This is a genomic window from Mycobacterium sp. E740, from assembly GCF_001672895.1.
Taxonomy (GTDB): Bacteria; Actinomycetota; Actinomycetes; order Mycobacteriales; family Mycobacteriaceae; genus Mycobacterium.
On the sequence record NZ_LZKP01000107.1, the window covers coordinates 23,943 to 43,451 of the forward strand.

The 19,509-nt window shown below is 64.7% G+C and carries 21 protein-coding genes and 2 pseudogenes; 20 read left to right on the forward strand and 3 right to left on the reverse strand.

Translation table 11 applies throughout. The annotated features are described in order from the left end of the window. Positions 1-29 precede the first annotated feature (29 nt). Genes A5663_RS10230 through A5663_RS10240 form a run of 3 tightly spaced genes read left to right on the forward strand, consistent with a single transcriptional unit; the run spans position 30 to position 4,604 of the window. A complete protein-coding gene (locus A5663_RS10230; RefSeq protein ID WP_068147658.1) occupies positions 30-464 on the forward strand; it encodes a DUF5318 domain-containing protein in 435 nt (144 codons plus the stop codon). Then, the gene (locus A5663_RS10235; protein ID WP_197503361.1) at positions 457-2,946 is read left to right on the forward strand and encodes a transglycosylase domain-containing protein; all 2,490 of its coding nucleotides are present in this window, start codon (positions 457-459) and stop codon (positions 2,944-2,946) included. Before A5663_RS10230 ends, A5663_RS10235 begins: the two co-directional genes overlap by 8 nt. Before the next feature lie 23 nt (positions 2,947-2,969). After that, complete coding sequence (locus A5663_RS10240; protein ID WP_082974030.1) at positions 2,970-4,604, forward strand: glycosyltransferase family 87 protein; 1,635 nt, start codon at positions 2,970-2,972, stop codon at positions 4,602-4,604. Here the strand turns inward: A5663_RS10240 and A5663_RS10245 are convergent. Beyond that, positions 4,601-5,908, reverse strand: a complete 1,308-nt coding sequence (locus tag A5663_RS10245) for an adenylate/guanylate cyclase domain-containing protein (protein ID WP_068147664.1) — start codon at positions 5,906-5,908, stop codon at positions 4,601-4,603. The two genes, A5663_RS10240 and A5663_RS10245, sit on opposite strands and share 4 nt — an antisense overlap. Before the next feature lie 143 nt (positions 5,909-6,051). On the opposite strand from A5663_RS10245, the gene rpsF reads away from it, so the two are divergent. From rpsF to A5663_RS10295, 11 genes and pseudogenes are all read left to right on the forward strand, one after another. After that, positions 6,052-6,342 carry a 30S ribosomal protein S6 gene (gene rpsF / locus A5663_RS10250; protein ID WP_014818429.1) on the forward strand — a complete coding sequence of 97 codons (291 nt, stop codon included), beginning with the start codon at positions 6,052-6,054 and terminating at the stop codon, positions 6,340-6,342. A gap of 83 nt (positions 6,343-6,425) precedes the next feature. Then, positions 6,426-6,926 carry a single-stranded DNA-binding protein gene (locus tag A5663_RS10255; protein WP_068147667.1) on the forward strand — a complete coding sequence of 167 codons (501 nt, stop codon included), beginning with the start codon at positions 6,426-6,428 and terminating at the stop codon, positions 6,924-6,926. A gap of 45 nt (positions 6,927-6,971) precedes the next feature. Then, positions 6,972-7,226 (forward strand): 30S ribosomal protein S18, encoded by a 255-nt coding sequence (gene rpsR / locus A5663_RS10260; RefSeq protein WP_064346101.1) that lies wholly within the window; start codon positions 6,972-6,974, stop codon positions 7,224-7,226. Positions 7,227-7,240: 14 nt separating this feature from the next. Beyond that, entirely contained in the window at positions 7,241-7,699 is a 459-nt protein-coding gene (rplI, locus tag A5663_RS10265; protein WP_068147669.1) for a 50S ribosomal protein L9, read from the forward strand. A 481-nt stretch (positions 7,700-8,180) separates the two neighbouring features. Further along, complete coding sequence (gene dnaB, locus A5663_RS10270) at positions 8,181-9,572, forward strand: replicative DNA helicase (protein WP_068147803.1); 1,392 nt, start codon at positions 8,181-8,183, stop codon at positions 9,570-9,572. 252 nt (positions 9,573-9,824) lie between these two features. Further along, positions 9,825-10,367, forward strand: a complete 543-nt coding sequence (locus A5663_RS10275; protein ID WP_231976747.1) for a hypothetical protein — start codon at positions 9,825-9,827, stop codon at positions 10,365-10,367. Beyond that, positions 10,364-10,900, forward strand: coding sequence for a hypothetical protein (locus A5663_RS10280; protein WP_068147671.1), 537 nt, complete (start codon positions 10,364-10,366; stop codon positions 10,898-10,900). Before A5663_RS10275 ends, A5663_RS10280 begins: the two co-directional genes overlap by 4 nt. 91 nt (positions 10,901-10,991) lie before the next feature. After that, positions 10,992-11,087: pseudogene (locus A5663_RS23800) on the forward strand (DUF2510 domain-containing protein); the annotation flags it as partial. 330 nt (positions 11,088-11,417) lie between these two features. Beyond that, positions 11,418-12,170, forward strand: coding sequence for a hypothetical protein (locus A5663_RS23530; protein WP_231976748.1), 753 nt, complete (start codon positions 11,418-11,420; stop codon positions 12,168-12,170). A gap of 266 nt (positions 12,171-12,436) precedes the next feature. Further along, positions 12,437-12,688, forward strand: a complete 252-nt coding sequence (locus tag A5663_RS10290) for a type II toxin-antitoxin system ParD family antitoxin (protein ID WP_068147677.1) — start codon at positions 12,437-12,439, stop codon at positions 12,686-12,688. An 8-nt stretch (positions 12,689-12,696) separates the two neighbouring features. Continuing rightward, positions 12,697-12,991: pseudogene (locus A5663_RS10295) on the forward strand (type II toxin-antitoxin system RelE/ParE family toxin). 109 nt (positions 12,992-13,100) lie between these two features. Here the strand turns inward: A5663_RS10295 and A5663_RS10300 are convergent. Further along, positions 13,101-13,706 (reverse strand): dihydrofolate reductase family protein, encoded by a 606-nt coding sequence (locus tag A5663_RS10300; protein ID WP_068147680.1) that lies wholly within the window; start codon positions 13,704-13,706, stop codon positions 13,101-13,103. Between the two features lie 436 nt (positions 13,707-14,142). Here A5663_RS10300 and A5663_RS10305 point away from each other — a divergent pair, with 436 nt between their 5' ends. From A5663_RS10305 to A5663_RS10325, 5 genes are all read left to right on the forward strand, one after another. After that, on the forward strand, positions 14,143-14,772 hold the full coding sequence (locus tag A5663_RS10305) for a TetR/AcrR family transcriptional regulator (RefSeq protein WP_068147682.1): 630 nt from the start codon (positions 14,143-14,145) through the stop codon (positions 14,770-14,772). A 42-nt stretch (positions 14,773-14,814) separates the two neighbouring features. Beyond that, positions 14,815-15,471 (forward strand): enoyl-CoA hydratase-related protein, encoded by a 657-nt coding sequence (locus A5663_RS10310; RefSeq protein WP_068147685.1) that lies wholly within the window; start codon positions 14,815-14,817, stop codon positions 15,469-15,471. Beyond that, entirely contained in the window at positions 15,468-15,965 is a 498-nt protein-coding gene (locus tag A5663_RS10315) for a hotdog fold domain-containing protein (RefSeq protein ID WP_068147687.1), read from the forward strand. The genes A5663_RS10310 and A5663_RS10315 overlap by 4 nt, the downstream gene beginning before the upstream one ends. Before the next feature lie 91 nt (positions 15,966-16,056). Continuing rightward, positions 16,057-16,515 carry an NAD(+)--rifampin ADP-ribosyltransferase gene (gene arr, locus A5663_RS10320; RefSeq protein ID WP_369816617.1) on the forward strand — a complete coding sequence of 153 codons (459 nt, stop codon included), beginning with the start codon at positions 16,057-16,059 and terminating at the stop codon, positions 16,513-16,515. 117 nt (positions 16,516-16,632) lie between these two features. Beyond that, positions 16,633-17,712 (forward strand): glycoside hydrolase, encoded by a 1,080-nt coding sequence (locus A5663_RS10325; RefSeq protein WP_068147692.1) that lies wholly within the window; start codon positions 16,633-16,635, stop codon positions 17,710-17,712. A gap of 15 nt (positions 17,713-17,727) precedes the next feature. Here the strand turns inward: A5663_RS10325 and A5663_RS10330 are convergent, their stop codons facing one another. Further along, positions 17,728-18,534 (reverse strand): DUF1906 domain-containing protein, encoded by an 807-nt coding sequence (locus A5663_RS10330; protein ID WP_068147695.1) that lies wholly within the window; start codon positions 18,532-18,534, stop codon positions 17,728-17,730. 294 nt (positions 18,535-18,828) lie between these two features. Between A5663_RS10330 and A5663_RS10335 the strand changes: the two genes are divergently transcribed. Further along, the gene (locus A5663_RS10335; protein WP_068147698.1) at positions 18,829-19,350 is read left to right on the forward strand and encodes a glyoxalase superfamily protein; all 522 of its coding nucleotides are present in this window, start codon (positions 18,829-18,831) and stop codon (positions 19,348-19,350) included. The last annotated feature ends 159 nt before the right edge of the window (positions 19,351-19,509 follow it).

The window sequence follows — 19,509 nt, forward strand, 5'->3', positions numbered from 1 at the left end:
AGTCGGGTGGCCGACGTACTCTGGTCCTCGTGCGATTGCAGCGGCAGGTGGTGGACTACGCGCTCCGGCGACGGTCGCTGCTGGCGGAGGTCTATTCGGGGCGCACCGGCGTCTCCGATGTCTGCGACGCCAACCCCTATCTGCTGCGCGCCGCCAAGTTCCACGGCAAGCCCAGTTCGGTGACATGCCCGATCTGCCGCAAGGAACAGCTCACCCTGGTGTCATGGGTCTTCGGCGACCATTTGGGCCCGGTATCGGGTTCGGCGCGGACCGCCGAGGAGTTGGTCCTGCTGGCAACGCGCTATGACGAGTTCTCCGTACACGTGGTGGAGGTATGCCGAACCTGCAGCTGGAATCACCTGGTCAAGTCCTATGTGCTCGGCGCGATCCCGCCAACCGGAGGTTCGCGGGGGTCACGCAGCACTCGAGCCGCGCGCGACCGTGCGCGCACGGCCAGTGAATAGCGAAGGGCGCCACGACCGGTCAGACAAAGATGTCCGTTCCGGAAGCGGGGCTGAAGGTGTGAGCGCGCGAGGGTCCCGGCCCGCGAATCGGCCGCCCGACGATCGGCACACCACGGTGCTGCCGCCCGTCCGCGAGGCGCGACCGCCGCACCTTCGCGACCCGGTCGACGTCGTCAAGGCGGCGCTGGACGGCACTCCACCGCCCAAGCCGCCGCCTCCGCGACCCCCGCGTCGGCCACCCGGTGGCGGCGGCCCGCCGAGCGGTCCGTCGGGTCCGCGCCCGAGCCTGTCCCAGCAGATCAACTGGAAGTGGGTGCGCCGGGGGCTGTTCGCGGCCGCGGCCGTGTTCATCGTGCTGCCGCTGATCACGTTCGCGATGGCCTACGCGATCGTCGACGTGCCCCAGCCGGGTGACATCCGCACCAGCCAGGTGTCGACGATCCTGGCCAGCGACGGCAGCGAACTTGCGAAAATCGTTCCGCCCGAAGGCAATCGCGTCGACGTCAACATCGACCAGATCCCGGTGCAGGCCCGCAACGCGGTGATGGCCGCCGAGGACCGCGACTTCTACTCCAATCCAGGGTTCTCGTTCACCGGCTTCGGACGCGCGATCAAGAACAACCTGTTCGGCGGGGACCTGCAGGGCGGGTCGACGATCACCCAGCAGTACGTCAAGAACGCGCTCGTCGGTTCCGAACGCGCCGGCGTCGGCGGCCTCGTCCGCAAGGCCAAGGAGCTGGTCATCTCGACGAAGATGTCCGGCCAGTGGTCCAAAGACCAGGTCCTGCAGTCGTATCTGAACATCATCTACTTCGGCCGCGGCTCCTACGGCATCGCGGCGGCGTCGAAGGCGTACTTCAACAAGCCGGTCGAGCAGCTCAACGTCGCCGAGAGCGCGCTGCTGGCCGCGCTGATCCAGCGGCCTTCCGGCCTCGACCCGGCGGTCAACCTCGACGGTGCCACCGCGCGGTGGAACTGGGTGCTCGACGGCATGGTCGAGATCGGCGCACTGTCGCCCGAAGAGCGTGCCGCGCAGGTGTTCCCGCCGACGGTCCCGCCGGATCTGGCGCGGTCCGAGAACCAGACGACCGGACCGAACGGGTTGATCGAGCGCCAGGTGCAGAAGGAACTGCTCGACCTGTTCGACATCAACGAGCAGACGTTGAACACCGAAGGCCTGCAGATCACCACGACGATCGACCCGAACGCGCAGGCCGCCGCGGAAGAGGCGGCCAAGGAGTACCTCGACGGCCAGGACCCGGACATGCGCACGGCGATCGTGTCGATCGATCCGCGCACCGGCGGAGTGAAGGCGTACTACGGCGGCACGGACGCCAACGGGTTCGACTTCGCCCAGGCGGGCCTGCCGACGGGGTCGTCGTTCAAGGTGTTCGCGTTGATCGCCGCGCTGCAGCAGGGCATGGGCCTGGGCACCCAGGTCGACAGTTCTCCGTTGGAAGTCAACGGGATCAAGATCACCAACGTGGAGGGTGCCGGCTGCGGCACCTGCAACATCGCCGAGGCGCTGAAGCGCTCGCTCAACACCAGCTACTACCGCCTGATGCTGAAGCTTAAGAACGGGCCCGAGGACGTCGCCGATGCGGCCCACCAGGCCGGTATCGCCGAGAGCTTCCCGGGTGTCGACCACACGCTTTCCGAGGACGGCCAGGGTGGTCCGCCGAACAACGGAATCGTGCTGGGCCAGTACCAGACCCGGGTCATCGACATGGCGTCGGCCTACGCGACGTTGGCCGCTTCCGGCGTGTACCACAAGCCGCACTTCGTGCAGAAGGTCGTCAACTCCGAGGGCGAGGTGCTGTTCGACGCGGCACAACAGGACAACTCGGGTGAGCAGCGCATCGACAAGAAGGTGGCCGACAACGTGACCGCGGCGATGCAGCCGATCGCCGCCTACTCCAACGGGCACTCACTGGCCGGCGGCCGTCCGTCGGCGGCCAAGACGGGCACCAACCAGCTCGGCGACACCGGCGCCAACCGGGACGCGTGGATGGTCGGCTACACCCCGTCGCTGTCGACCGCGGTCTGGGTGGGCACGACCGAAGGCACCAAGCCACTGGAGAACAAGTGGGGTTCGCCGGTCTACGGTTCCGGTCTGCCGTCTGACATCTGGAAGGCCACGATGGACGGTGCGCTGGAGGGCACGGACACCGAGTCGTTCCCCAAGCCCGAGTCGATCGGCGGTTACGCGGGCGTCCCGCAGGCGCCGCCGCCGCCCCCGTCGACAACGGCTCCGCCGTCGGAGCTGGCGCCGCCGTCCCCGACCGTCATCCAGCCGACCATCGAAGTCGCGCCGGGCATCACGATCCCGTGGGGCCCGCCGACGACGGTGCCCATCGGCCCGCCTCCGCCGGCCCCCGCCCCGGGTCAGCCCGTCGCGCCCGCGCCGGGCCCCGTCGGAGCGCCGGCGCCAGGACCGGTCGGAGCACCCGTCGCGCCCGGTGCGCCGCTGCCGCCTCCGTGACCGAAGTGGGGGATGAGTCGGCGCTGTCGGTTGAGCCGGTGTCGCCCGGCAACCTCGCGCGCGACCTCAGAAGTCTGGACGACCGCGACCTGCCGAGCCGTACCGACGCGATCGGTGCGGCGCTGTCCGACGTCATCGGCGGCCCAGTCGGCAGGCATGCGCTGATCGGCAGGCAGCGGTTTCTGACGCCGTTGCGGGTGATGCTGATCATCGCGCTGGTGTTCCTGGCGCTCGGCTACTCGACGAAGGCCGCGTGCCTGCAGACCACCGGCACTGGGACTGCCGACCAGCGGGTCGGCAACTGGGACAACCAGCGCGCGTACTACGAACTGTGCTACTCCGACACGGTTCCGCTCTACACCGCCGAACTGTTGAATCTCGGCAAGTTCCCGTACAAGTCGAGCTGGGTGGAGAAGGACGCCGACGGAAAGCCGCGAATCCAGTACGACGGCAACATCGCGGTGCGCTACATGGAGTATCCGGTGCTGACCGGGATCTACCAGTACCTGTCGATGTCGTTGGCCAAGACGTACACGGCGCTGACGAAACTGGGGGCGGCGCCGATCATCGCCGAGGTCGTGATGTTCTTCAACATCGCCGCGTTGGGGCTGGCGCTGGCATGGCTGGTGACGGTGTGGGCGACGTCGCGGTTGGCGGGTTCGCGGCGGGTGTGGGATGCCGCGTTGGTGGCGGCGTCGCCGTTGGTGATCTTTCAGATGTTCACCAATTTCGACGCGCTGGCAACGGCTTTCGCGACCGGTGCACTGTTGGCGTGGGCGCGGCGCAAGCCGGTGTTGGCCGGCACGCTGATCGGGTTGGGCGTGGCGGCGAAGCTGTATCCGCTGTTGCTGTTGGCGCCGTTGGCGGTGTTGGCGGTGCGCACCGGCAAGCTGCGCGAGGTCGGTCGGTGCGCGGTGGCCGCCGTCGTGGCGTGGTTGGTGGTCAACCTGCCGATCATGGTGCTGTTCCCGCGGGGTTGGTCGGAGTTCTTCCGGCTCAACACTCGTCGCGGTGACGACATGGATTCGCTCTACAACGTGGTGAAGTCGTTCACCGGCTGGCGGGGGTTCGACCCGGATCTCGGCTTCTGGCAGCCGCCGACGGTGACCAACATCGTCTCTGTGACGCTGTTCGTGTCGTGTTGCATCGCAATCGGTTACATCGCGTTGACGGCCAGGCGGCGGCCGCGGGTGGCGCAGGTGGCGTTTCTGGTGGTCGCGGCGTTCCTGTTGACGAACAAGGTGTGGAGCCCGCAGTTCTCGCTGTGGCTGGTGCCGCTGGCGGTGCTGGCGGTGCCGCATCGACGAATCCTGTTGGCGTGGATGACGATCGACGCGCTGGTGTGGGTGCCCCGGATGCTGTACCTCTACGGGGAGGCGAACATGGGGCTGCCCGAGCAGCCGTTCACGATCACGGTGCTGCTGCGTGACGTCGCGGTGGTGGGCCTGTGCGCATTGGTCATTCGCGAGATCTACCGCCCGGAACTGGACCTGGTCCGCGCCCGTGGCGTGGTCGACGACCCGGCGGGCGGAGTGTTCGATCGCGCTCCGGACGCGCCGCCGCGCTGGCTGCCGGACTGGCTGCGACCCGAGGCGTCGAGACTGCGCACCGATCGCGAATCTGCGGAAGATCGCGATCTGGCCGCAGTCTCGAGCTAGGAGGCGACGGCGAACAGCCGCCATTCGCCGGGTACGCCCTTGAGTTCGTGGACGCCGCGTTCCTCGAACTCCAGACCGGAGCCGATGACGAGGTCACGCAGTGTGCTCGACACCAGCACCTCGTTCGCACCTGCCAGGGCGCTCACTCGCGCGCCGATGTGCACCCCGATCCCGCTGATGTCGTCGCCGCGAACTTCACACTCTCCGGTGTGCAAGCCCGCGCGGACCTCGATGCCCAGCGTCTGTACGGCATCACGAATAGCCATGGCGCAGCGGATCGCCCGCTGTGGCCCGTCGAACGTCGCCAGGAAGCCATCGCCGGAGGTGTTCACTTCACGGCCGCGAAAGCGGGTCAGCTGCGCGCGGACGACGGCGTCGTGCGCGTCGAGCAGCGCATGCCACTCTCGGTCGCCGAGTTCGACGGCGTGCCGCGTCGAATCGACGATGTCGGTGAACAGGACAGTCGCCAGCACCCGGTCGTCGACGACTTCGGGCTGATGTCCGGTGAGGAACGCGTACATCTCCTGGAACGACGCTCGCCACGGTTCAACGAAGTGATAGAGGTTACGGCCCGGCAGCTCAACATATTTCGCGTCGGGAATGTTGTCGGCGACGTAGCGCCCCATTTCGCGGACGACCATTGCGTCGTCGGTGTGTTGGACGACGAGGGTTGGCACGCGGACGGTGGGCAGCAGCGCGCGTACGTCCATCGCAGAAACCATCGGCATCATCAGGGCAACGGTCGCCGGGCTGGCCGCCAGACGTTCCATTCGGGCCCACGTCGCTCGGATCTCTTCGTTCCATGGCATGTCGGGATTGAGCACATGCTGGATCTCGCCCGTGCCCCACATGCCGACCATGAGCGAGGTGGCCTCCTCGGAATTGAGCGGGCCGCCGACCGCGGCTGCGTAGCAGTCGAAACTCACCAACGCCGTCGTGCGGGAGGGGTGCGTGGCCGCGAACAGCGCGGCGGCGGCGAAGGCGCCGTCAAGCGCGACGAGAATGGCCTCGCTGCTGCCGAGATCGTCGAGGACCGCCGTGATGCTGTCGGCCCACTGCTCCAAAGTCGGTAGCGCACCGGGCGAGACGGGATCCGACGCTCCGGTGCCCGGTTGGTCGAAGAAGATGAGCCGACCGATCGACGTCATCGCCTCTACCCACCCCTGGATGGAGGGGAGTTCCGGTAGCACCTCGCAGCAGGTGAACCAGTTCGGCACGAAGACGATGTCGCGCTCGCCGGGAGCCGACGCCCGGTAGGCCACCCGCAGGTCTCCGTTCAGCGCGTAGCGCGTCTCGGAGAACATGGCGGAAGTCTAGATCCGCCGCGCAGCGCGATTTCGCAGATCAGCGCGGTTTCCTGTAGCCTGGGCCGGTTGCCGACGCAGGCGACCCTCCTGCCACGGAACGACCGTGGCCGACCTAGACCGTAGGAGGTGATGAGGTCTTCATGCGTCCATACGAAATCATGGTCATCCTCGACCCCACCCTTGACGAGCGCACCGTCGCTCCGTCGTTGGAAACGTTCCTCAATGTCATCCGCAAGGACGGCGGCTCTGTCGACAAGGTCGACATCTGGGGCCGGCGCCGGCTGGCCTACGAGATCGCCAAGCACGCCGAGGGCATCTACGCCGTCGTCGATGTGAAAGCCGAGCCCGCCACGGTGACGGAGCTGGACCGTCAGCTCAACCTGAACGAGTCCGTGCTGCGGACCAAGGTCATGCGGACGGACAAGCACTAGTCGAACGGCGTGTGCGCGTCGGAGTGCTTCCGTAGGCTCGCCTCGACTGACTTCCCGCGCACGGCCAACTCCAGGAGGAACTCGTGGCTGGTGACACCATCATCACCGTCGTCGGAAACCTGACCGCCGACCCAGAACTGCGTTTCACGCCGTCGGGTGCGGCCGTCGCCAACTTCACCGTGGCGTCGACACCGCGCATCTACGACCGGCAGAGCGGGGAATGGAAGGACGGCGAAGCGCTGTTCCTGCGTTGCAACATCTGGCGCGAGGCTGCCGAGAACGTGGCCGAAAGCCTGACTCGTGGTTCGCGGGTGATCGTGCAGGGCCGGCTCAAGCAGCGCTCGTTCGAAACCCGTGAGGGCGAGAAGCGCACCGTGATGGAACTCGAGGTCGACGAGATCGGCCCGTCGTTGCGCTACGCCACTGCCAAGGTCAACAAGGCCAGCCGCAGCGGCGGTGGCGGTGGTGGATTCGGCGGTGGCGGTGGCGGTTCACGCCCCGCGGAGCAGCCGAAGGACGACCCGTGGGGCAGCGCCCCGGCGTCGGGCTCGTTCTCCGGAGCCGACGACGAGCCGCCCTTCTGACTCACAACTGATCAGCGATTCAAGAAGTAAGAAAGAGAAAGACACATGGCCAAGGCCACCAAGCGTCGGCCGGCTCCCGAGAAGCCGGTCAAGACCCGCAAGTGCGTGTTCTGCTCCAAGAAGGGGCAGGCCATCGATTACAAGGACACCGCGCTGCTGCGCACATACATCAGCGAGCGCGGCAAGATCCGCGCCCGCCGCGTGACCGGTAACTGCGTGCAGCATCAGCGTGACATCGCGATCGCGGTGAAGAACGCGCGCGAGGTTGCGCTGCTGCCGTTCACCTCGTCGACGCGATAGGCAGGACACGAAAGATGAAACTGATACTCACCGCCGACGTCGAGCACCTGGGTGTGCAAGGCGACATCGTCGAGGTCAAGGACGGCTACGGCCGCAACTATCTGGTGCCGAAGGGGTTGGCCGTCACGGCGTCCCGCGGCGCGGAGCGTCAGGCCGAGGAGATTCGTCGGGCGCGCGAGCAGAAGGCCGTCAAGGGTCGCGAGCACGCCGTCGAGCTGAAGACCGCGATCGAGAACCTGGGTCCGGTTCAGCTGCCCGTGAAGGCGGCTGCCGACAGCGGGAAGTTGTTCGGCTCGGTGACGACGGCCGATGTGGTCGCCGCGATCAAGAACGCCGGCGGACCGAATCTGGACAAGCGCACCGTCCAGTTGCCCAAGGCGCACATCAAGTCGACGGGCACGCATCCCGTGGCGGTCCGGTTGCATCCGGAGATTGCCGCCCAGGTGTCGCTGGAAGTCGTCGCCGGACAGTAACCGCAGCGTCAATAACGGCCGGGTGAAGCCATGATCGATCTTCACCCGGCCGTTGCTGTGCGCGCTGGCGAACTTTTCCGGTCGATCAGACGGCAGCGAAGCTCACCTGCTGTTAACCTGCCGGGCGCGCAGGCGCAACACAACACGCCCGACTTCGCAACCCGGCCGACACGCCGAAGCAATTCTCATCCACAACATCGCGACCGGTTTATGGTGCGGCTAGCTGCGCAAATGCTGTGACGGCAGCGGTTAGTTAACAGGTTCTCCCCAACGACTCAACATGGTTGTCCGGCCCTATCCACACCCCATCCACAAGTCCGCTAACAAGGGGTGGTTGCGCCCCCGCCAGCAACGCCTAACGTAGGCCGTCGGCGAGACGGTTCCACCCCGGCGTAGCGGTTTGTCGGAGGTCTGGCTTACAGTCGCGACGAGCGGGTATCGAATGTACGTTCGATAGTGAATACAGGGGGTGAAGCGCTTCGTGGCTGTCGTGGACGACCTCGGCCATAACGCTGGACATCCGGGCATGGACGCCCCGCCCAGCGAGGACTTCGGGCGCCAACCTCCGCAAGACCAATCGGCCGAGCAGGCTGTCCTCGGCGGGATGCTGCTGAGCAAGGACGCCATCGCCGACGTCCTCGAGAAGCTGCGCCCGGGCGACTTCTACCGCCCCGCGCATCAGAACGTCTACGACGCGATCCTCGATCTCTACGGCCGCGGTGAGCCGGCCGACGCGGTGACGGTGGCCGCCGAATTGGACCGGCGCGGTTTGCTGCGCCGCATCGGCGGGGCGCTGTATCTGCACACGCTGATTTCGACGGTGCCGACGGCGGCCAATGCTGGCTTCTATGCGGGCATCGTCGCGGAGAAGGCGCTGTTGCGGCGTCTCGTCGAAGCCGGCACGCGGGTGGTGCAGTACGGCTACGCAGGCGCCGAGGGAGCCGATGTCAACGAGATCGTCGACCGCGCGCAGTCGGAGATCTACGACGTCACCGAGCGACGCACTGCCGAAGATTTCGTGGTGCTGGAGGAGATCCTGCAGCCGACGATGGACGAGATCGACGCGATCGCGTCGCAAGGCGGGATAGCACGCGGTGTGCCGACGGGATTCGTGGAACTCGACGAGGTGACCAACGGCCTGCATCCCGGTCAGATGATCATCATCGCGGCGAGGCCCGGCGTCGGGAAATCGACTCTGGGACTGGATTTTTTGCGGTCGTGCTCGATCAAACACCAGATGCCGAGCGTCATCTTCTCGCTGGAGATGAGCAAGTCCGAAATCGTCATGCGGCTGCTGTCGGCGGAGGCGAAAATCAAACTCGCCGACATGCGGTCGGGCCGGATGAGCGACGATGATTGGACGCGGCTGGCGCGCCGAATGAGCGAGATCAGCGAAGCGCCTTTGTATATCGATGATTCGCCGAACCTGACCATGATGGAGATCCGAGCGAAGGCTCGGCGGCTGAGCCAGAAGGCCGGCCTCAGACTGGTCGTGGTCGACTATCTGCAGCTGATGACATCGGGCAAGAAGTATGAGTCGAGGCAGCAGGAAGTATCAGACTTCTCTCGAAGCATGAAGCTGATGGCGAAGGAACTGGATGTTCCGGTGGTGGCCATCAGTCAGCTGAATCGTGGGCCAGAGCAAAGAACAGATAAGCGGCCAATGGTGTCTGACCTGCGCGAATCGGGAAGTTTAGAGCAGGATAGCGACGTAGTTATACTTCTTCACCGACCGGATGCATTCGAGCGTGACGACCCTCGCGGTGGGGAAGCAGACCTGATTCTGGGCAAGCATCGCAACGGGCCTACGAAGACGATTACCGTTGCGCACCAACTACATTTGAGTCGCTTCGCGAACATGGCCAAGCAGTAGGGGGCATTGTCGGTTCTCAACTTCGATGTCATTTCTGAAACGGACTGTCATCCGTATGTCATTTTGGACATCGGAGTGAAACAAGTTGACTTGTGGCGGCCAACGCCGCCCCGTTCTTCGGGCGGCCGTGCGCGGGAAAGCTGTCGTACCGTTCCGGCATGATTCCTGGGCGGAGATTTGCGGTGCCCTGCCGCTCGACCAGGTCGGCACGACCGCCGCAGTGATTCCGCAGCGAGTGAGGGGATGCGATTGATGGGTGACATCCGTGACGAGCGTCGGGAAGGGCGGGCCAACCACATGCCATATGACTACTTCGAAACTATTCCCAATTACACCGACACGGTTCCCGACTATAGGAGGCTGGCCCGCGAAATCGGACAGGAGATCGCCGCCACCCGGCCGCCGAATGTCTTGGCGCGCAACGGCAGGGCGTTCTGGAAGCTCACCGACGGCGGCAGCGGAGCACTGGCCTGGCTTGCTTTCACCCGGCCAGATGCGCGGTCGGCGCTGGCCAGGCGCAAGGTGTGGACACTGATCCCGTACCTACAGGTATTTATGGCGAACTGGTTCGTGAGCGTCGACCACCAGCTCGCCGAACAGAACCAGTGGATACATACAAACATCGACGTTTACGAGGCACGAGAACTGGCGCTGCTGGTGCCCCAGCCGCGAGCCGAGGACATGAAGCGGATCACCCGACCCGAAGCGTTGCTGACCCTCGACGACATCGACCGGCACAAAGTGACGACCGTACTGGGTAAGGGGACTGCACAAGCGATGAAGGCTCGACGATGACTTACGTGAACAAACAGGAATTTCTAGCCTGGGCGTACGACGACCTGCTGGCAAACACCACCCGTGGTGTGCTGGCCGAGTACATCGTGGCCAAAGCACTCGGCATTCTCGACAGGAAGCGCGTCGAATGGGACAAGTACGACCTCCGCGTCGACGGTATCGGGGTAGAGGTCAAATCAGCGGCCTACGTGCAATCGTGGGAGCAAACGCAGCCTTCGGTGATCTCGTTCGGCATCGGCCCCACAATGGGCTGGGACGCCGGCACCAACACCTATGCGGCCACTGCGGGGCGATGCGCCGACGTGTACGTCTTCTGTCTGCTCAACGGCACGGACGGCCAACATGTCGACCCGCGCGACGTCGGGCAATGGACGTTCTACGTGCTGCCGACGAGTGTTCTCAACCGTGAAGTGCCGTTGCAGAAGAGGATTCGACTCGGACCGCTTATAGCCCTTGGTGCCCACCAGTGCACATACGATGAGCTCAAAGCCGTCATTCTTGATGCGGCAGCACCGGACAATCGCAGCAGCTGACGATACGCGGAGGACGAGCTGTAACCGCTCTGGACTCGGAAACCGCGCCCTTCTGAATGACCGCGCCCGACTAGAGACGGTTGGTATCTAAATGACGAGTCCGCGGCCGTTTCCCGGCTGGTATCCAGACACAGAGGGCAAGAATTTGCGCTACTGGGACGGCACGGCCTGGACCTCGTCGGTTCGGCCGGCTCCAGTCTCACGCGTATTCGGATTTCCTCGCCGGTGGTGGGCTTTGATTGCCGTCTCCCTCGTCGCAGTTCTGCTCGGAGGCGGCGTAATCCGTTGGTGGCTACAGCATTCCACGGAACAGCAGCGGTGGTCGCTGTGGCCACACAGCATGGGCTGTGCCCTAGCACCCCATCCCGACTTCCCGGCTCCACCGCCGCCAACGTCGGTACGCGCCAAGCAGGTCACGGTCGAGCGAATCGAAGGGGCGAAGGTTGCGGTTTCCGTGGAATTTGCGGCACCGCCGCCCGGGCCCGCACGGCAAGTCCGCTCACCCTACGGCGGCACGATGGATGCGCCAGGAAGCCTTGACGTTCAGTTCCTGATCACTACCTCGCATCTTGGTTCTCCTACTGCCTATGAGACGAAAGGCATCGTCATTGAGTCTCCCTTCCTTGGTAACGGTGGGCTGTGGAGGGCATGGCAAACGGGTCTCAGCCCGTCCGGTGACGACCGCGAGGTGCCGGTTTCGGTGGCGACGTCGGGCCGGTTCATGCGCATTGAACTCGATCTCAAAGGCCAGGATCGGCTCTTCGGTGATGGACCGTTTAGACCGACCGTGAGTGTCGACGGCATGATGACCACACCGCCGACACGCGAACTGATCGGCGGAGACCTACGGTTCTTTCAGAACCAGCTCTGTTTGTGGGACACGACGTCGACGCTGGACCGGCCTGTCGAGTCGACGGTTACCCAGGCCGCCCCGCCTACAGCGGGCCCCAATCGCGGACCCAGCAACACGCCGCCGGCCTCACAGCCGCAAAGCCCCTCCAGCTTTCCGGCTGACGGTAGGTCGTGTCCGAAGCGGCACGGGCCCACCGGCGCGTTTACCGAGTCGGCGAGCGGCAACGACCACACGTCGTGTGAGTTCGCCGAAGAAGTCCGCATCGCTTATGCGGACATGGGACAGCCTGGATCGTTTCAACGTCTGATCGTCGAGAGCCCAGTCACGAACACTTCCATCGAAATGACCTGCGGTCCATCAGCAGCCGGGTTCATAGTGTGCCGAGGTGGCGACGACGCCGTTGTCTATCTGAACTGAGCCCATGGGTCACGAACTGGCGGCAATAGGTAGTCCGTCTGGGCCATTCCAGAAGATGACACGGGGATGAGACGGAAACAACTGGCACGACGTGAGACAACTTGCGTTATCCCTGCTCAGGGACTGAGTAAATGACACAGCTGATGAGAATCGACAGCAGTCAAGAGGCAGCAATCAAATGCATCGACCGGGGTGGACATGCGCCGCAGGTTTCGGACCGCCAAGCACCGAAGCCACCGTTACCAATAATTGGTACGCTCAGCTGCATGGGAAGGAACACCTCGTTCAGCCTGGACGACCATTACAAGGCGTTCATCGAGGATGAGGTCGCCTCGGGCCGCTATCGCTCAGCCAGCGACGTCGTGCGGACCGCACTGCGGCTACTCGAGGATCGCGAGACGCGGTTGCGCGCACTACGTCAGTCCTTGATTGTCGGTGAACGCAGTGGCGACTCGACACCATTCGGCTTCGATGAGTTTGTATCGCGAAAACGGGCCGAGGAACCGCGTGGTCGGTGAGCCGATATATGCTATCACCTGCCGCGCAGGCGGACCTAAGTGACATCTGGGACTACACCTGCGAGCGTTGGAGCGAAGATAAGGCTGAGAGCTACGTTCGTGAGATCCAGCGAGCGATCGAACGGTTACTGGACAATCCTCTGATCGGGCGTCTGTGTGACGAGGTACGACGAGGTACGGGAGGGCTACCGAAAGTACGCCGTCGGATCGCACACGCTGTACTACAGGATTGCTGGCGACGACCTGATTGACGTGGTGCGCATCCTCCACAAGCGGATGGATGTCGATCGACACATCGATTGAAAGCTCGTAGGACACGAAGCGTCAAAGTCGGATTGCGCTACAAAGCTTTTCGGCATGTGCAACCGGGACCGCCGCCGTCTAGTGTTCGAGGACTGACCCCGCTAGATCGCTACGTCAGGACGGCGAGCGGCGGGTGCTCGAGCACGCTGGGTTTGTACTCGACCAGCTGGATGCGGCCGTCGAAGGTGCGGTGCTCAATCATTTCGAGGGCGACGTCCGGATAGCCGTCGTAAATGCGTTCTTCGCCCGTGGCCCCGGTGATCACCGGGAACATCACCACCCGGAAGCGGTCGACGAGTCCGGCTCGTAGCAACGACCGAGACAGGCTGAGACTGCCGATCGTGCTGAGAAGTCCTGATTCCCTCGACTTCATTGCGCGGACCGCCTCGACGGCGTCCTCTCGGACGAGCGTGCAGTTGGCCCACGTCAGTGGCTCCTCGAGTGAGGAGGAGAACACCACCTTGGACGCTTGCGTGAGCTCGTCGACGGACGCCGCTTCTTCGGCACTGAACTCGTCCAGGCCATTCGGGACCTCACCGGCGGCAAAGCCCGACATCAGTCGGTAGGTGTTCGCTCCCATGAGATAGGTGGGCTCGGGCTGCTCGCCGAGCCATGCGAGGTACTCCGGGCCCTCGAGGCCCCAGAACCCTGGCCATCCCTCTCCCGATGCGTTGCCGTCGAGGGAGGTGATGAAGTCGACGAGAAGCTCTGACATGGCGGCGCCCTTTCCTAGGTCTCGAGAGGTTGGACCGGCCGACAGCCACGAATTCATCGGGCGCGCTGTGGGCCAGCGACGGACGCATGCCTCTGCTCGCGCAACGCTGACGGCATCGGCTTGTAGTTGAGCCGTCGATCATCGACCGCGTCGGCGAGCAACGCCACGTAATTGTCGATCTTCTGGCTCGTCGATGGACGCCAAGCCGACTAGCGCCGCGGGTGGCGGTCCCACATCACTTACGCAAGCCGCAGTCACAGCGATGCACCTTTTACACGTGGGTCCTCGCACTTTGCCTGTGAAACGTCGAGCGATGTGACTGCGGTGAGATGAGATCGGCTGCGGCTCCGAGCTCCTCAGCGAGTAAGCGGCCATGTTCCGCTACACATGAGCCGCCAGTTATGTTGTAGAGCGACTGCTCTGTTATGGTGGCTCAGTGCCCCGCCCGCGTGTTCATGACCTCGAGCAAGCACTCGATGCCGTCGAGAAACTCGCCGTCGCCGATGGAGCTGCCGCAGTGACGATTCGCGCACTGTCGGAGGCGACTTCGATGTCCAACGGTGCGCTCTATCACGCCTTCGGATCGCGAGCGGGGCTATTGGGACGCGCCTGGGTACGCGCTGCTCAGAGGTTCCTGCAGTTGCAACGCGAGGCCGTCGAGCGATCCCTCGACGGCGGGACCCATCCCGACGGCAGCGCACCAGCGGTGGAAGCCGTTGTCGCCGCAGCGCTGTGCCCGGCGGTGTTCCATGACCAGCACCCCACCTCTGCGCAGTTTTTGCTCACCGTGTCACGGGCGGAATTGCTGCGATCCACCGAGGTCCCGGCCGAGGTGGCCACTGAGCTTCGTCGACTGGACAAGGCGCTGGTCGCGATCTTCGTGCAGTTATCGCGGAGTTTGTGGGACCGCAGGGACAAGGCGGCGGTGGCGTTAGTCCGCGACTGCGTGGTCTCGTTGCCCACGGCGTTGCTGCTGCGGCATAACGGTCCCGCTGACCGCTCGGCACGCGAACGGCTCGCCGCAGCCGTGCGAGCTGTCCTGTCCATTCCACCGGACAACGTCTAAACCCCACCCGTACAACCGATCTCGACAGAAGGGACCTCGCCGATGCCCTCCACCCTGGAGTACCGAGACAAGATCGCCGTGTTGAATCTCGGCGATGACGCGAACCGATTTTCTCCCGAACAACTCGACACCCTCGACACCCAACTTGCCGAGGTAGCGAAGAACGCGCACGCGCTGATCACCACCGGCACGGGCAAGTTCTACTCCAACGGTCTGGACCTCGACTGGCTCGGCGCCAACAGCGACCGCCTGAGCTGGTATGTCGACCGCGTGCACGGGCTGCTGGGCCGGGTACTGACCTTCCCGCTGCCCACGGTCGCCGCGGTCAACGGACACGCCTTCGGCGCCGGCTCAATGCTGGCCATGGCTCACGACTTTCGGGTGATGCGTGAGGATCGCGGTTACTTCTGTTTCCCCGAAGTCGACATCCAGATCCCCTTCACTGCCGGAATGGCTGCACTCATCCAAGCCAAGGTGCCCCCGCAGACCGCCGTCACCGCGATGACCACCGGACACCGTTACGGCGGCCCGCACGCCCTTGCCGCCGCCCTGGTCGACGACACCGCACCGGAAGGTGAGGTCGTCGACGCAGCGATCAACCGCGTACAACCCATCCTCGGGAAGAATCCCGGCACCCTCGGCGCGATCAAGACAACGATGTACGCCGCGGTGTCAGCAGCACTGGCAGACGGCCGATGACCGCGCAGTCGGCGCGCAGCGCCAATCTCCGAATCTGGGACACACTGCAACGCATACCTTTTGGAGACCGCATCTTCAGCCAGGCGCTGTGCTGGAAGGCACCGTACTTCCGCTCAGTTCACCCCCGCATCGTCGCTTTGGAGCCCGGGCTTTGCCGTGTCGAGGGCCCCAATCGGAGGAGTGTTCACAACCATCTGGGCACTTATCATGCGATCGCCTCGTGCAACATGGCTGAGATCGCCGCAGGCGTGATGACCGAGGTCACCATCCCGACAACCCACCGCTGGATACCCGTCGGGATGACCGTCGAATACCACGCCAAGGGCGTCACAGCCGTGACCGCGGTGGCACAGCTCGACCCGATCCCACACTTCGGGGACACGCCAGAACAACTCGTCGTCCCCGTCGAGGTGCGAGACACCTCCGGCACCGTATTCGTCACCGCTCGGATCACCATGCACGTCTCGCCCAAGCGCGCCGGAAAAAACGAGTGACACCAACGCCACACACGCGAAACCGCGGCGAACTTCTACTTTCAGGATAAGGCCTGATGGGGGGCTTGCGGCAAGACCGGGGTGATGCTGCATGCTTGCGTGTCTCAGCAGCCCGACCGAAGGAATCCCGGTGTCCAAACCGCTCGATGACGGCCCCTTCTTCCATGGCACGATCGCGCAGTTGAGGGTCGGTGACCTGCTCACCGCGGGTCATCGATCGAACTACCGTCCCGAGATCGTGATGAACCACATCTACTTCACCGCTCTCGTTGACGGCGCTGGACTTGCTGCGGAGATCGCCGCAGAACTCGCCGGCGACCAAGCCCTTCCGCGGGTGTACGAAGTAGAGCCGACCGGCGAGTTCGAGAATGACCCGAACGTGACCGACAAGAAGTTCCCCGGCAACCCCACTCGGTCGTACCGCAGTACGGCGCCGCTGCGGATCGTCGGCGAGATCACCGAGTGGACGCGACTGACGCCTGAGCAGTTGCAGATGTGGCGGGAACGGCTGTCTGTGCTCTCAAGCCAGCGAGGGGAGATCCTCAACTGACACGAGTTGCATCGACCGTCGAATAGACATCCGTGACGTCAGTTCGTAGCCTTGCCCGGGACATCGACAGCGGGCCGGGATCGGCCTGAAGACCGACCAAGGATCGTGACAATCCGCGTGACGGGGATGCGCCACTCGTTTCGGCGAACAGTGTGCGGTTGTGCAACCGCAGTACTAGTGCTGGGCATCTCGATGAGCGCCGTCCACGCTGACCCGGCGGCTGATGCTCTGGCCAGGCTCAACGAGTTGTCCCGGCAGGCGGTGCAGAGTCGCGAGGCCGTCACGGCGGCCCAGCGCGATGCCGACGCCAAGGCGGCCGAACAAGCAGCCGCCGACGGCCGCCACCGCGCCGACCTGGCAGCGCTCCAGGCCGCTAACTCCCAACTCGAGCCGTATCAGGCCGCTGTCAATGGAATCGCGGCAATGAACTACACCAGCGGGCGCGACGGTCAGTTTGCGGCGGTGCTCACCGCGACTTCCCCCCAGCAATTGATCGATCAGTTGTCGATGCAACGGACGGTCGGCGCTGGCATCGCCGATCAGTTGGCGGCCTACCAGTCGGCACGCGAGCGCGCGGCCACCGCAGCCCGGGCGTCGGAGAGATCGGCCGACGACGCCCGCGTCGCGGCGGACTCGGCCGCCGCGGTGCGCGCAGAGCTGCAGGCCAAGCTGAGCGAGCTGCTGCGACAGATCGCGGCCGCGCAGGCACAGTACGCGGCACTGACACCGCAGCAGCAAGCGATCGTCGACAACGCGCCCCCGCCGAGTGCGCCCGCTCCGGCCAACCCCCTCCTCAACGCGATGCCCGGCCAGCCTCCGTCGGCGGCTGTCGTGGACATCCCGGAAGCGCTGCCCGTCGGTGTGGCGTCAGAGGCGGGACTGCAGCCCAACACGATCGTCGCGGCGCGGGCCGTCAGCCACCAGTTCCCTCAGATCGCCGAAATCGACGGCGTACGCCCGGATTCGAAGCCGTGGCATCCCAGCGGACTGGCCATCGACATTATGATTCCCAACCCCGAGAGCCCCGAGGGCATCGCGCTCGGCGACCAGATCCTCGCGTTCGCGATGAGCAATGCGGGCCGATTCGGGCTGCAGGACGTGATCTGGCGCGGCACTTATTACACGCCAGCCGGTCCCCAAGCATCGGGGTACGGCCACTACGACCACGTGCACATCACCGTGACGCCACGAGGCTGAGCAGCTCACCCGACGTCAGGGATGCAGGTTCCACTGGCCGCAGTCTTGGGCCAGCACATCGTTGACGTCGACGCGGACGCCGCCGACCACCGGTCCCGGATTCGACGCGGTGTCGATGATGCGTTGATAGAGGACTGCTGCCGGATATACCTGACCGCCCGACCAGGATCGGGTTTGCCACGCCCACACGCGGCCGGGCGACCCCGACCGCCCGATGACGCCGTCGGCCGCAGCCCACTGGCACGCCTTGATGCCGCCGTAGATTCCGGTGCGCTGCACGCCGATCACCGAATTGATTCCGCGAAACCACTGCAGTACCAAGGCGTTCCACGCTTGGCGGTCGATGTCGTCGTCGACGCTGAAGAAGACCGGAGCACTCCGACCGCCACCGGCGGCGGTATGCAGCTGCCAGGCGGTTTTCGCGTCGGCGACGCCACCGGCGTATCCGCGGGTGAAATCTGAGGGTGCTGTCCCGCCCGGCTTCCCGTATTGGTAGTTGCTGACGATCACCAAGCCGGCGGCCGTCAGCGACTTCGCGTAGGGCAACGTGATCGGTTTGGCGCCGAAAGTCGAGCCGGGCCGCGACGTCGACACGTAGTTGATCACCCCCGCGTGGCCGGCGGCTCGAATGTCCTGGGCCGGAATCTGACGCGCGGCGTAGTCGATGAGCGTTGGAGCTGCGGCAGACGCCGGAGGCGCCCCGGCACCCGCCGATGCGACGCCCAGGCCGGCCAGCGCCGACGCGGCAGCGGCATAGCGCAGCGCCTCACGCCGAGAAATCCGGGACGCGCGCAGGTCGAATTCCCCAGACGCGTCCCGCATGGCGTGATGTTAACCAAAGTTACTGCTGTTGACGGTGTGGCGCGCGGGCCGAGGTTGAATTGAGTGCCGGTTGCCACACGGCCACGCTGTTCGAGCCCAACCGTTGAATCTCCTGCCGGCATTGCGTAGCGTCGCCGCATGGGTTCGATGTGACCCGCCGCCCGCACCGAGAAATCGGTGAGGTGAACACATCGGGAATGGTCACACATCACTCGTCTACGAGCCACGGTGCCATGACAGGTCAGTAACGCGGGCACTGAATTGCCTTCCGGCACCGGAAACGTAGGTGATGAGATGGATTTGACCCTCGCTGATGCCAAACGCGCCGCCCGAGTGCTTCGCGACCAACTACCGCACGTGGGCCTCAAGCAGTCGAAGGCTCTGGAGATTGTGGCCCAACAATTGGGCTTCACAAATTGGAACACCGCGTCCGCGCGGCTGGGGGCACACCGGGGAATGGGTGCACCGGTTCCCGTTCTCCGCAGCCTCGACGAGGACCGTGCGCGCGAATTCTACGTCGGCTACTTGCATTTCACCGTCGAGTGGGAGCACCGCTTCGATGACGCAATGCCTCTCTACATGCGGTTGCGGCGCGACCGCTTCGTGCTGGACGTGTCAGAGCACCACGGCGACGGTAGCCCGGGTTCGACCGTCTGGGTGCCGGTGAGTGACATCTCTGCATTACACAGGGAGCTCCGCGCGAGGAACTACTCTCGGATGAATCCCGACATCGATGCCGACTCGCCAGGCGGGCCGACCATGGAAGTCATCGACCCGTTCTCCAACACCATCCGGTTCTGCCAACCGAGGACGTGAGACAGTCGGGCGCGAGTGACTAGACCTCGGGAGCACCAAACCTGAACGGTGCTTAATCCGCTCTGTGACTGCCTATTTCGAATTCCTCATCGGAGCGAGCGGCGGTACGGCGGCTTGTGAACGGCGGCCGCTATGAGTACGACGACGCCCGTCGTAGTG